Below are 12,898 nucleotides of genomic sequence, written 5' to 3'. Positions count from 1 at the left end.
GACAGGAAAAAGAAGTGGGGGTTCGGGGGAGAATTCATTCTCCCCCGGTCTTTCGCTTCTCAGCCTTCCGAGCGCAGCGCCCGCTCGACGATGCGCGCGTAGAGCGCCGCGCCGAAGGGGATGGCCTCGTCGTTGAAGTTGTAGTGCGGGTTGTGCGCCGAGGCGCCCTCGCCGTTGCCGACATGGATGTAGGCGCCCGGCACCTTCTCCAGCATGAAGCTGAAGTCCTCCGAGCCCATCAGCGGCGCGCGGTCGCGCTGCACCAGCTCGCCGCCCACCAGGTCGGCGGCGGCATCGGCCAGGTCGGTGCTGGCCTCGGCGTCGTTGACGAGGGGCGCGAAGATCAGCCGGAAATCCAGCTTGGCGCTGGCGCCAAAGCCGGCGGCGACCCCCTCGGCCATGCGCCGCATCGCCGCCTCGATCTGCTCGCCCACCTCCTTCTTGAAGAAGCGCGCGGTGCCGGAGAGCACGGCGGATTGTGGGATGACGTTGTAGGCGTCGCCGCCCGTCACCTTGGTCACGCTGACCACCGCCGTGTCGCGCGGGGCGATGTTGCGCGAGACGATGGACTGCAGCCCGGCGGCGATGTGGCAGGCGGTCAGCACCGGGTCGATGCTGGCCTCGGGCCGCGCGCCGTGCGAGCCCTTGCCCTCCACCGTGATGTCGAAGAAGGCGCCGCCCGCCATGAAGGGCCCGGCGCCGATGGCGTATTTGCCGACATCGAGGCCGGTGGCGTTGTGCATGCCGTAGAGCACGTCGCAGGGGAAGCGCTCCAGCAGCCCGTCCTCCAGCATGGCCAGGGCGCCGCCGCAGCCTTCCTCGCCGGGCTGGAAGATCAGGTGCACGGTGCCGTCGAAGGCGCGCGTCTCGGCGAGATAGCGCGCGGCGCCCAGCAGCATGGTGGTGTGGCCGTCATGGCCGCAGGCATGCATCTTGCCGGGCACGGTGGAGGCATAGGGCAGGCCGGTCAGCTCGCTCATCGGCAGCGCGTCCATGTCGGCGCGCAGGCCAACCGCACGGTTGCCGCTGCCCGCACGCAGCACGCCGACCACCCCGGTGCCGCCGACGCCGCGATGCACCTCATCGACGCCCCATTCCTCCAGCTTGCGCGCGACGAGCTCGGCCGTGCGGTGCTCCTCCATGCCCAGCTCGGGATGGGCGTGCAGGTCCTGCCGGATGGCGGTCAGCTCGTCGTGGTAGCGGCGCAGGTGGTCGAGGGCGGTCATCAGCGGGATTCTCCAGGGGGCGGCGGCGTCATGCGGGCCGCACGTTCCAGAACACGAACAGGCCGTCCACCACGTCCTTCAGGCGCTTGCGATAGGCGGTCTTGTAGAAATACTGGCCAAGCGGCAGGAACGGCACCTCGCGCATCGCCACCGCCTGGATCTCGCGCGCCACGTTCTGCTGCGCGGTGAGGTCGGGCGCGTCGAGCCACTGCTCGCGCAGCGCCTCGATGCGCGGGATGTCCGGCCAGCCGAAGAAGGCGCTGTCCGGTCCGCCGGAGCGCAGCACCTGCGTCACCACCGGGTTGATCATGTCGAGCCCGGCCCAGGTGGTGTTGAACATGTTCCAGCCGCCCTCGGCAGGCGGCTTCTTGATGGCGCGGCGCTGCACCAGCGTGCCCCAGTCCGACACCACGAACTCCACGTTCATGCCGAGCTGCTTCAGCATGTCGTTGCAGACCTCGCCGAGGGCGGCGAGCACCGGCTGGTCGGAGGGCGACATCAGGATGACGCGCTCGCCCTTGTAGCCGGCCTCCTGCAGCGCCTGGCGCGAGCGCTCCAGGCCCGGCGGCGTGCCGAACACGTCGAGCGAGGCGCGCGTCGCCATCGGCGTATCCGGCGTGAAGATGCCGACCGGCACGTTGTAGAGGTCCGGGTCGGTGCCGGCGGCGGCGATCATGTAGTCCTGCTGGTTGACCGCGCCCAGCACGGCGCGGCGGATCGCCGGATTGTCGAAGGGCGGGTGGAGATGGTTGAAGATGCCGGTGCCCATGGTGCCGAGCGGCGTCGCGCGCTGCGTGACGATGTCGCGGCTGCCTTCCAGGATCGGCAGCAGGTCGTTCGGCGGGTTCTCCCACCAGTCCACCTCGCCGTTCTGCAGCGCGGCGGTGGCGGTGCCGGGGTCGGGCATCACCTGCCACTCGACGCGGTCGAAGAACACGCGCTTGGGGCCGGCGGCCCAGGAGGGGGTGCCGCTCTCGCGCGGGCGGTAGCGATCGAACTTCTCGTAGACCACGCGCGCGCCGACCACCCGCTCATCCCCCTTCCAGCGGAAGGGGCCGGAGCCGATGATCTCCGGGATCGGCTTGGAGGCGTCGGTGGCGGCGAGCCGCTCCGGCATGATCAGCAGGGCCGGCGGGCCGACCTTGGCCAGGGCATCCAGCATGGCGCCATAGGGGCGCTTCAGGCGGATGACGAAGCTGCGGTCGTCGGGCGCCGACATCTCGTCCAGGCGTGCCATCAGCGCCTGGCCGAGCGCGTCGCGCTGCGCCCAGCGGCGGATGGAGGCGATGCAGTCGCGCCCGCGCACCGGCTCGCCGTCGTGGAAGACGAGGCCCTCGCGCAGGCGGAAGGTCCAGCGCCTGCCGTCATCCTCGACGGTATGGCCCTCGACCATCTGCGGCTGCGGCTTGAGGTCGGCATCCAGGCCGTAGAGCTGGTCCCAGATCATCAGCCCGTGGGTGCGGGTGATGTAGGCGGTGGTCAGCACCGGGTCGGTGATGGTGAGGTCGGCTTGCGGCACGTATTTCAGCACGCGTGCCGAGGCGGGCTGCGCCAGGGAGGGGCGCGGCAGGACGGCGGCCGCGGCGGCACTGGCGAGCAGGGTGCGACGGTGCATTGGACCTGTCTCCTGAGGACGGGACGCGGACTGGTGGCGGCCTCTGCGGACCGTTTGAGGGCAGCAAACACCGCCTCGTGCCGCCCCGCAAGACGCGCCCCCTCGACAAGTGCCGCGCGCCGGGGCTTGCTCCGGGCGGGCGCCGCAGCCGCGGCGAACCCCTCCGCCCGAGGATTGCGCATGACGGACGCCACCTATTTCTACGACCCCCGCGAGGGCCACGGCCTGCCGCACGACCCCTTCAAGGCGATCCTGGCGCCGCGCCCCATCGGCTGGATCACCAGCATGGACGCGGAAGGGCGGGTGAACCTCGCGCCCTACAGCTTCTTCAACGGCTTCAACACCAATCCGCCGGTTGTCGGCTTCTCCGCCGAGCGCCGGCCCGGCGGCGACGACCCGCGCAAGGACAGCCTGCGCAACGTCGAGGAGACGGGGGAGTTCGTCTGCAACTTCGTCTCGCGCGCGCTGGCGGAGGCGATGAACGAGACCTGCGCGCCGATGCCGCATGGCGAGAACGAGATGCTGCGGGCGGGGCTGGAGGCGGCGCCCTCCACCCGGGTGCGGCCGCCCCGCGTCGCCCGCGCCCCGGCGGCGCTGGAGTGCAGGCTGCTGCAGATCGTGCCGCTGGCGGACCTGGAGGGGCGCCCGCTCGGCAGCCGCCTGGTGCTTGGCCAGGTGGTGGGCGTGCATATCCGCCGCGAGTTCCTGAAGGACGGCATCTTCGACACCGCGGCGGCGCACCCGGTCGCCCGCTGTGGCTATCGCGGCGACTATGCCGAGGTGACCAGCCTGTTCGAAATGCTGCGGCCGACGGCCTGACGGAAAAAGTCCGGGGGAAGGAATTCCCCCGGACCCCCATCTTCTTTTTGCCAGTTTGGCGCCGCGCTGGCGGCCCGCACGGAAAACCCGAAGAAAAAAGATGGGGGCCTGGGGGAATTCCTTCCCCCAGCCTTGTTCAGATCTGCAGTTCGGGCACCAGCGCTGCCGGTGCCGGCGCCGTCTCCAGGCTGGCCAGCAGCACGCCATAGGGCGGCAGCAACGCGCCATCGGCTTCCATCCGGGCGCTCTGGCCGGTGACGTCCGGCAGCGGGGTGGCGCGCGCCAGCAGCGGCCCGGTGAAGCGGACGGGCGCGTCGGAAAGGTTGAACACCGCCAGGATGCGCTGCCCGCCATATTCGCGCACCAATCCGGCCAGCGGCGCCGGCAGGTCCAGCGCCTGCTGGGCGCCGCGCACCAGCGCGGGGTAGGCCTGCCGCAGCAGCAGGAGGCGGCGCCAGGCGTGCAGCAGGCTGCCGGGATCGCCCTCCTGCCGGTCCGCGGCCAGCGGGTGGTGCGCCGCCGGCACCGGCAGCCAGGGCTTGCCGGTGGTGAAACCGGCCTGCGGCGCGCCGCCGCGCCAGGGCATCGGCGTGCGGCTGCCGTCGCGACCGCGGAACTCCGGCCAGTAGGTCAGGCCGAAGGGGTCGCGGATGTCCTCCAGCGCCAGCTCGGCCTCGGGCAGGCCCAGCTCCTCGCCCTGGTAGAGGCAGACGCTGCCGCGCAGCGAGAGCAGCAGGCTCGCCAGCAGCCGGGCGAAGCGCGGGTCCGGCCCGGCCTCGCGCCCCGCCGGGTTCCAGCGGCTGACCGCCCGCTCCACATCATGGTTGGAGAAGGACCAGCAGGGCCAGCCCTCGGCGCCCGCGGCAGCGGAGGAGGCACGGATCAGGTCGGTGACGGTCGGGTGGTCGAAGCCGCCGCGCAGCGGGCGCAGCGTATAGGCCATGTGCAGCAGGTCCTCGCCGGCGGTGTAGCGGCGCACCCGCTCGAAGGCGCCCTCCTGGCTCGACACCTCGCCCAGCGTCGTGGTGCCGGGGTAGCGGTCGGTCAGCGCCCGGATGCGGCGCAGGATCGCCAGCGTCTCCGGGTGCATCATGTCGTGGTCGTGGTACTGCAGGCCGAACAGCTTGGCCGGCACATTGCCGTCCACCACCGGGCGGGCGGGGTTGGCGCGCAGCGCCGGGTCGTGCGCCAGGAAGTCGATGGCATCGAGGCGGAAGCCGTCCACGCCGCGCTTCAACCAGAACTCGCCCACCGCCAGCACCGCCTCCAGCGCAGCGGGGTTGGCCAGGTTCAGGCTGGGCTGGCTGGAGAGGAAGTGGTGCAGGTAATACTGCCGCCGGCGCGGCTCCCAGGCCCAGGCGGAGCCGCCGAAGACGCTCAGCCAGTTGTTGGGCGGCGTGCCGTCCGGGCTGGGATCGGCCCAGGTGTACCAGTCGGCCTCGGGGGCGTCGCGGCTGGCGCGGCTGCGCTGGAACCAGGGATGGTGGTCGGAGGTGTGGCCGCCGACCAGGTCGATCAGCACCTTCAGCCCGAGGCCGTGGGCGGTGGCCACCAGCTGATCGAAGTCCTCCATCCGGCCGAACTGCGGGTCCACGGCGATGTGGTCGGAGATGTCGTAGCCGAAGTCCCGGCCCGGGGAGGCGTAGAAGGGGCAGATCCAGATGGCGTCCACGCCGAGGGCGGCGACATGGGCAAGGCGCGCCTCGATTCCCGCCAGATCGCCCACGCCATCGCCGTTGCTGTCGGCGAAGCTGCGCGGATAGATCTGGTAGAGCACCGCCCCACGCCACCACTCTGCCCCTGCGACCATGGCAGGTTCCTCCCCACTCGGTTGCTTTGACGCCAGACCGGATATCACGGCGGCGTGATAGCAATCTAAGCGGGAATAATCTTGCTGATTTGTGAATCGAAGCGTTTCGGCGATGCCGCCGCGCGGAGGAGGAAAGACGGCAGCGCAGCCGTATCAGCGCCTTGTGACCACATTTCCGCACTGCACACAGAGCTTTCGGTTGCTCCCGCTGTGCCCTCACCAGAACTATGGCGCGCAAACCCCGCTTTTGCCGGAACTGGTGGCAGTGCGGTCGGCAAAGGCGCGGCAGGGAGTGCAGGGCCATGGGACGGATGATGCGGCAGGAAAGGGAGCGAGCCTCCTTCTTGCTGGACATGCCCGGCTTGCCGCCCGCCTCCTTGGCGGGCAGCGCGCTCGCCTCCCAGTCCGCCGCCGAACTCCCAGGCGGCTGGCCGCGCATGACGCGCGCAACGCCCTATGGCCGTGCCGCGGAGCGCATCGTGGATCTGGCGCTCGCGGTCTTCGGGACACCGGCGGCGCTGGCCTGCTTCGTTGGCCCGCCGGCCGGCCTGTCCCTCGTCCAGCAGGGGCTGGACCTCGCGATCACCATGAATCGGACCGACTGGCAGATGCTGGCCCGCCGGAGCGGGGCCTGCGTGGTGGAGGATGCCTGGCAGGAATCCTGGCTGGCGCAGCACCCCCTGGCCACCGGCCCGGCCGGGATCCGCTTCTATGCCGCGGCCCCGCTGCGCAACCGCGAGGGGCGGCAGCAGGGCGTGCTGGCCATCCTCTCGCCCGAGCCGCGGCCGCAGGGCCTCGCCCCGCAGGAGCGGGCGCGGCTGCAGAACCTGGCCGACATGCTGATGGCCGAGCGCGAGGCGGAACTGCGGCCGGACGAGGCCCCGCTGCGCCTCGTGGAGGCCGAGCGCGCCCTGCGCCAGCGCGACGCGCAACTGCGCAACCAGGCGCACATCATCCAGGAGATGGACCACCGCATCCGCAACGGGCTGCAGATGATCAGCGACATGCTGTGCCTGCAGTCGCTGGCGGGACAGGAGGAGGGGCTCGCGGCCCGCCTCAACGCCGCCGCCGGCCGCGTCCAGGCGGTGGCCGAGGTGCATGCGCTGCTGCAGTCCCAGCCCGGAGCCGGGCGGCTCAGCGCGCGCGCCAGCCTGGAGGGCCTGCTATGCCCCTTCCGCCGGCTCTGGCAGGGAAGCGGCCGCCATGTCCGGCTGCGCGAGGGCGCCGACATGATGGTGAGCGCGCTGGACGCGCCGCGCCTCGGCCTCGTCGCCTGGGAGCTGCTGGCCAATGCCATGCGCCACGGCCAGGGGAACGTCACCCTGGATCTGCGGGCCGACCGGATGCCGCACCGCCTCCGCATCGCGGTGCAGGACGAAGGCTCCGGCTCGGAGCGCCTGCTGCGTGCCACCGCAAGCACAGGATGCGAGTCGGGCTTCGGGCTGATCCGCCTCATCGCCGGCGGCGAGGCGGCGCAGGTGCGCTGTGGCCCGCCGACGGAAGTCAGCATCGTGCTGGATCTTCCGCCCGCCGGTTGAGGCCTCCCGCGCGCAGTTGACGCGGCGGTGGCCGGCGAGTGCCCTTGAAGGATCCATTCACCGGGACCATGGGATAAGCAGCCCATGCCGGAGACAGGCATGGGAGCGGCGCGTGCCGCCGGGGCCTGCACCACACTCCGACAACTAAGGGGAAGCTTTCGCCGCATGGACAGCCCCATCGCCCCGCCCAGCGTCGCGGCGGAAGAAAGTGCCGCGACGCAGCAGAGCCGCGCCATGACATTGAAGCACGGCGACAGCTTCGCGGTGTTCAATGCGGCGGGCGACTTCGCGGGAGACTCGCAGGGCCTCTACCACAAGGACATGCGGCATCTTTCCTTTCTCTGCCTTCGGTTGAACGGTGCCGCGCCGCAGCTGCTCAGCGCCACCTTGCTCGACGACAACACCGAGCTCACCTGTGACCTGACCAATCCGCCGCTGCGGGAGGAGGAAACCGGGGAGTCGCTGCCGCGCGGCCGGCTGCACCTGCGCCGCACCCGCTTCCTGTGCGGCGACACCTGCCACGAGCGTCTCGCCATCCGCAACTACGATGACCGCCCGCACCGGCTGCGGCTGGAGACCCACTTCGCCGCCGACTTCGCCGATCTCTTCGAGGTGCGGGGCCGCAAGCGGGCGCAGCGCGGGCAGTATCATCACCCCGCCTTCTCCACCACCGGCGTGACCCTGGCCTATACCGGGCTCGACGGGCGGCGCCGCAGGACCGTGCTGCGCTTCGAGCCGGCGCCACGGCGGCTGGAGGCGCAGCGCGCCGTGCACGAGATCGAGCTGCCGCCGGGCGGCCGGCAGGTGCTGTTCCTCACCATCCGCTGCGACGCCGCGGTGACGGAGCGGCCGCGCGACGCCTTCGGGGCGGAACTGCGCCGCTCGCGCCAGGCGCTGCGGCAGCTGCGCGCCGAGGCGGTGGGGATCGAGAGCGGCCATGCGGTGTTCGACGAGATGCTGCGCCGCGCCGGGGCCGACCTCGCCATGCTGGTGACGCACACGCCGCAGGGGCCCTACCCCTATGCCGGCGTGCCCTGGTACAGCACCGCCTTCGGGCGGGACGCGCTGATCACCGCCTGGCAGACGCTGTGGCTGGCGCCGCGCCTCGCCCAGGGCGTGCTGCGCTTCCTGGCCGCGCACCAGGCCACCGCGCTGGACCCGGAGACCGACGCCGAGCCCGGCAAGATCCTGCACGAGACGCGCCAGGGCGAGATGGCGGTGCTGGGCGAGGTGCCTTTCCGCCACTACTACGGCAGCATCGACTCCACACCGCTCTTCATCATGCTGGCCGGCGCCTATCTCGACCGCACCGGCGACCTTGCCACGCTGCGCGAGCTGTGGCCGAACATCGAGGCTGCGCTTGGCTGGATCGACACCTATGGCGACGAGGACGGCGACGGCTTCGTCGAATACCTCCGCAAGACGCCGAACGGGCTGCTGAACCAGGGCTGGAAGGACAGCCACGACTCGATCTTCCATGCCGATGGCCGGACGGCGGAGGGGCCGATCGCGCTGGTCGAGATGCAGGGCTATGTCTATGCCGCCTGGCGCGCCGCCGCGCGCATCGCCACCCGGCTGGGCGACCCGGGGCGGGCGCAGCGGCTGGAGAAGCGCGCGGCCGCGCTGCAGCTCGCCTTCGACGCCGCCTTCTGGGACGAGGGCCTGGGCACTTACGTCCTGGCGCTGGACGGCAACAAGCAGCCCTGCCGGGTGCGCAGCTCCAATGCCGGGCATGCGCTGTTCGCCGGCATCGCCCTGCCGCACCGCGCGGCGCGGGTGGCGCATACGCTGCTGCAGCCGGCCTCCTTCTGCGGCTGGGGCATCCGCACCCTGGCGGCGGGCGAGGCACGCTTCAATCCGATGAGCTACCATAACGGTTCGGTCTGGCCGCACGACAACGCCATGATCGCCGAGGGCTTCGCCCGCTATGGGCTGGGCCATGCCGCCGCCCGGCTGCTCACCGCGCTGTTCCAGGCGGCCAGCTTCGACCCCGGGCGCCGCCTGCCCGAGCTGTTCTGCGGCTTCCCGCGGCGGCATGGCCAGGGGCCGACGCTCTATCCGGTGGCCTGCTCGCCGCAGGCCTGGGCGGCGAGCACGCCTTTCGCCCTGCTGCGCGCCTGCCTCGGCCTGCGCTTCGCGCCCGAGCAGGGCAGGGTGATGCTCGACAGCCCCGTGCTGCCGGACTTCCTGCCCTGGGTGACGCTGCGCCGGCTGCGGCTCGGCGACGGCCTGCTCGACCTGCGGGTGCACCGCGAGGGCGACAGGGCGCGGCTGGAGGTGCTGCAGCAGAGCGGCGACCTGAGCGTCGCGCTGCACACCGCTCCCCCCGGCTGATGGCGGGTGGGCCCAGGGAAGGGCGGCGCCCTCCCTGGCCGCCCTCAGGGCAGCAGAAGGCCGCGTGCCATCGTCGCCGGGTCCGGCACCCAACCCTCCTCGCTGGGCCGGAAGAGCGGCGTTGCGAAGGCGGCGGCGACCGGGATCTCGGCGGGCCAGGCCTGGCGCCAGCGGTCGCCCTGCGCCATCGCCACGCAGAGCCCGACCGGCCGCACCCCCGCCGCGGCCAGCAGCGCCAGCCCGGCCAGGGCGGAGCTGCCGGTGCTGATCACGTCGTCCACCAGCAGCACCCGCCGCCCGGCGAGGCGGGGCAGCAGGCGCGGGTCCAGCCAGATGCGCCGCGTATCCGGCGTGGTGGAGGAGGCGGTGGGCACGGAATAGGCGGGGTCGTACCAGGTCTTGCGTGAATAGCCGGGGGCCACCCAGTTGGCATGGCCGAGCGCCTCCGCCACCGGGCCGCCGAAGACATGGCCGAGGGTCGGCAGGCCGACCACCACCTCCGCCCCCAGTGGCCGGGCGGCGGCGGCCATCCAGCCGCAGAGCGCCCGCAGGACGGCGAAGGAGGCCTGGTTGGCGATGAAGCCCGCCACCGCGATCGCGCCATAGCCCCGCAGCGGCAGGCGCAGCGCGCGCCCGTCCGGCATCGGCGCCGGATAGCTCTCGCCGAAGGCTGATCCGGCCGGGGGGGTCTCGAAGTCCTGCCAGTATTCCATCCCTGCCGGATGGCATGGCCGCCCGTGCCGCGCCAGGGGGAAATGCGGGGCAGGGCGGGACCGGCCGGCGCTGCACAGGCCATGGCGCGGCAGGGGGGCGGCGCGCTACATAGGCAGGGTTCAGGAGGTCCTTCCGATGCTCACACGCCGTTCGATGCTGCTCGCTTCCGCAGCCGCCGCCACGCTGCCCGCCGGCCTGCCGGTCCGGAGCGCCTCCGCCCAGACCCCGCCCAACGTGCTGGTCTTCGCCAAGCAGATCGACGACATCATCAGCCTCGATCCGCAGGAGGCCTTCGAGTACACGGCCTCGGAGATCGCCGGGAACGTCTACCAGAAGCTGGTGACGACGCCGAACGCCAACCCCTCCCAGATCGAGGGCGAGCTGGCGGAGAAGTGGGAGGTCTCGGACGACAACAAGACCTTCACCTTCACCCTGAAGGACGGGCCGAAATTCGCCTCCGGCAAGCCGGTGACGGCGGAGGACGTGGCCTTCTCGCTGACCCGCGCCGTGGTGATGAACAAGCCGCCGGCCTTCATCATCAACCAGTTCGGCTTCACCAGGGACAACGCGGCCGATCGCATCCGCGCCACCGGGCCGAAGACGGTGGTGCTGACCACCGCCGAGCCGACCTCGCCCTCCTTCCTGCTCTACTGCCTCTCGGCGGCGGTGGGCTCGGTGGTCGAGAAGGCCACCGTGATGTCCCACGCCCAGAAGGACGACAAGGGGGGCGACGACTGGGGCAATGCCTGGCTGAAGCAGAACTCGGCCGGCTCGGGCAGCTACGCGGTGCGTCAGTGGAAGGCGAGCGAGAGCGTGGTGCTGGAGGCCAATCCGCACAGCAACGTGGCGCCGAAGATCCGCCGCATCATCATGCGCCACATGGCCGATCCCTCGGCGCAGCTGCTCGGCCTGCAGAAGGGCGACGTGGACATCGCCCGCAACCTGGTGGCCGACCAGATCAAGCAGGTCGAGAACGATCCGAAGTTCAGCGTGCAGTCCTCGCGCAAGGCGAGCCTGATGTACCTGAGCCTGAACCAGAAGAACCAGTACCTCTCGAAGCCCGAGGTGCGGCAGGCGATCAAGCTGGCGCTGGACTACGAGGGCATCCAGAAGAACATCGTGCCCACCACCTATGCGGTGCATCAGGCCTTCCTGCCGGCCGGCCTGCCGGGCGCGGTGACCGAGCAGCCCTTCAAGCGCAACATCGAGGAGGCGAAGGCGCTGCTGGCCAGGGCCGGGCTGGCGGATGGCTTCGAGGTCAGCTTCGACTATGCCTCGGCCGCGCCGCAATCCGACATCGCCCAGGCGATCCAGGCGAACCTCGCCGCCATCGGCATCCGGCTGAGCATGCTGCCGGGCGAGATGCGCGCTGTCATCACCAAGACCCGTGCCCGCACGCATGACATCGCCATGGTGCGCTGGGGCAGCGACTACTTCGACCCGCACAGCAACGCGGAAGCCTTCAGCATCAACACCGACAACAGCGAGAACGCGCGCAACCGCACCCTGGCCTGGCGGGCGAGCTGGGATATCCCCGAGCTTTCCGCCCGCGCCGTGGCGGCGCTGAAGGAAACCGATTCCGAGAAGCGCACGCAGATGTACGAGGACCTGCAGAAGGAGCACCAGAAGGTCTCGCCCTTCGTCATCCTGCTGCAGGAGATCGAGGTCGCGGTCTCGCGCGCCGGCGTGAAGGGCTTCGACATGGGCCCGATGAACGACCGGCACTCCTACACCAACATCACCAAGGCATGAGCGACAGCACCACTTCCCCGGCGGACCAGCCGCCGGGGGGGCAGCCTGCGGGGGGGCGTCGTCGCCCCTCCGCCTTCCGCCTGCGCTTCCAGGCCGTCTCGGCGACGCTCGCCAGCATTCCCATCACGCTGTTCGGCCTGGTCCTCGTCACCTTCTTCATCGGCCGCGTGGTGCCGATCGATCCGGTGCTGGCCATCGTCGGCGACCGCGCGCCGCAGGACGTGGTGGAGCGCACCCGGCTGGAGCTCGGCCTCGACCAGCCGCTCTACGTGCAGTTCTGGCGCTACCTGGAGCATATCGTCAGCGGCGATCTCGGCCGCTCGGTGATGACCTCCAACCCCGTCACGCAGGACATCGCGCGCTTCTTCCCCGCCACCTTCGAGCTGGCGACCGTGGCCATGATCATCGCCGTGGTGATCGGCGTGCCGCTTGGCGTGCTGGCGGCGACGAAGCAGGGCAAATGGGTGGATCAGGCGGTGCGGCTGTTCTGCCTCGCCGGGCATTCGCTGCCGGTCTTCGTGCTCGGGCTGGTCTCGCTGCTGCTGTTCTACGCCAGGCTCGGCTGGGCGCCGGGGCCGGGGCGGCAGAGCATCTTCTACGAAGGCATGGTGGACGAGCGCACCGGCATCCTGACGCTCGATGCGGCGCTCGCCGGCGATTGGGGCGCCTTCCAGGACGCGCTGGCGCATCTGGCGCAGCCGGCGGCGGTGCTGGCGATGTTCTCGCTGGCCTATATCGCGCGCATGACGCGCGCCTTCATGCTGGGCGAGCTGCGCAGCGAATACGTCACCACCGCCCGCGCCAAGGGCCTCTCGCGCCGCCGCATCATCTGGGGCCATGCCTTCCGCAATACCGCCGTGCCGCTCGTCACCGTGCTGGCGATGTCCTATGCGGGCCTGCTGGAGGGCGCGGTGCTGACGGAGACGATCTTCTCCTGGCCCGGCCTCGGGCAATACCTCACCGTTTCGCTGCTGAACGCCGACATGAACGCGGTGCTCGGCGCCACGCTGGTGGTCGGCCTCATCTACGTCGTGCTGAACCTGCTGTCGGACCTGCTCTACCGGCTGCTCGATCCGAGGGTGAAGTGAGC

At 71.0% G+C, this 12,898-nt stretch carries 9 protein-coding genes; 5 read left to right on the top strand and 4 right to left on the bottom strand.

Annotated elements, in window-relative coordinates; translation table 11 throughout:
• Positions 1-59: 59 nt before the first annotated feature.
• Together QMO56_RS07735 and QMO56_RS07730 are read right to left on the bottom strand one after the other, a co-directional pair.
• Positions 60-1,226 carry a M20 aminoacylase family protein gene (locus QMO56_RS07735; RefSeq protein WP_283524671.1) on the bottom strand — a complete coding sequence of 389 codons (1,167 nt, stop codon included), beginning with the start codon at positions 1,224-1,226 and terminating at the stop codon, positions 60-62.
• 28 nt (positions 1,227-1,254) lie between these two features.
• Positions 1,255-2,841, bottom strand: a complete 1,587-nt coding sequence (locus QMO56_RS07730; RefSeq protein ID WP_283524670.1) for an ABC transporter substrate-binding protein — start codon at positions 2,839-2,841, stop codon at positions 1,255-1,257.
• A gap of 180 nt (positions 2,842-3,021) precedes the next feature.
• Here QMO56_RS07730 and QMO56_RS07725 point away from each other — a divergent pair, with 180 nt between their 5' ends.
• Entirely contained in the window at positions 3,022-3,660 is a 639-nt protein-coding gene (locus QMO56_RS07725; protein ID WP_283524668.1) for a flavin reductase family protein, read from the top strand.
• Positions 3,661-3,796: 136 nt separating this feature from the next.
• On the opposite strand, the gene QMO56_RS07720 is transcribed toward QMO56_RS07725, so the two are convergent.
• The gene (locus QMO56_RS07720; protein ID WP_283524666.1) at positions 3,797-5,470 is read right to left on the bottom strand and encodes an alpha-glucosidase; all 1,674 of its coding nucleotides are present in this window, start codon (positions 5,468-5,470) and stop codon (positions 3,797-3,799) included.
• A gap of 437 nt (positions 5,471-5,907) precedes the next feature.
• Here QMO56_RS07720 and QMO56_RS07715 point away from each other — a divergent pair, with 437 nt between their 5' ends.
• Entirely contained in the window at positions 5,908-7,008 is a 1,101-nt protein-coding gene (locus QMO56_RS07715) for a histidine kinase dimerization/phosphoacceptor domain -containing protein (RefSeq protein ID WP_283524664.1), read from the top strand.
• Between the two features lie 165 nt (positions 7,009-7,173).
• Positions 7,174-9,342: an amylo-alpha-1,6-glucosidase gene (locus QMO56_RS07710; RefSeq protein ID WP_283524663.1), complete on the top strand. Its 2,169-nt coding sequence runs from the start codon at positions 7,174-7,176 to the stop codon at positions 9,340-9,342.
• A gap of 44 nt (positions 9,343-9,386) precedes the next feature.
• Here QMO56_RS07710 and QMO56_RS07705 read toward each other — a convergent pair whose 3' ends face one another.
• Positions 9,387-10,055 (bottom strand): phosphoribosyltransferase, encoded by a 669-nt coding sequence (locus QMO56_RS07705; RefSeq protein ID WP_283524662.1) that lies wholly within the window; start codon positions 10,053-10,055, stop codon positions 9,387-9,389.
• 136 nt (positions 10,056-10,191) lie between these two features.
• Between QMO56_RS07705 and QMO56_RS07700 the strand changes: the two genes are divergently transcribed.
• Positions 10,192-11,808, top strand: a complete 1,617-nt coding sequence (locus QMO56_RS07700; RefSeq protein WP_283524660.1) for an ABC transporter substrate-binding protein — start codon at positions 10,192-10,194, stop codon at positions 11,806-11,808.
• On the top strand, positions 11,805-12,896 hold the full coding sequence (locus QMO56_RS07695; RefSeq protein ID WP_283524659.1) for an ABC transporter permease: 1,092 nt from the start codon (positions 11,805-11,807) through the stop codon (positions 12,894-12,896). The genes QMO56_RS07700 and QMO56_RS07695 overlap by 4 nt, the downstream gene beginning before the upstream one ends.
• The last annotated feature ends 2 nt before the right edge of the window (positions 12,897-12,898 follow it).

Source organism: Roseomonas sp. E05 (genome assembly GCF_030063475.1).
Lineage (GTDB): Bacteria > Pseudomonadota > Alphaproteobacteria > Acetobacterales > Acetobacteraceae > Pseudoroseomonas.
The sequence above is the reverse complement of the archived record's forward strand: the minus strand, read 5'-3'. Positions and strand labels throughout refer to the sequence as shown.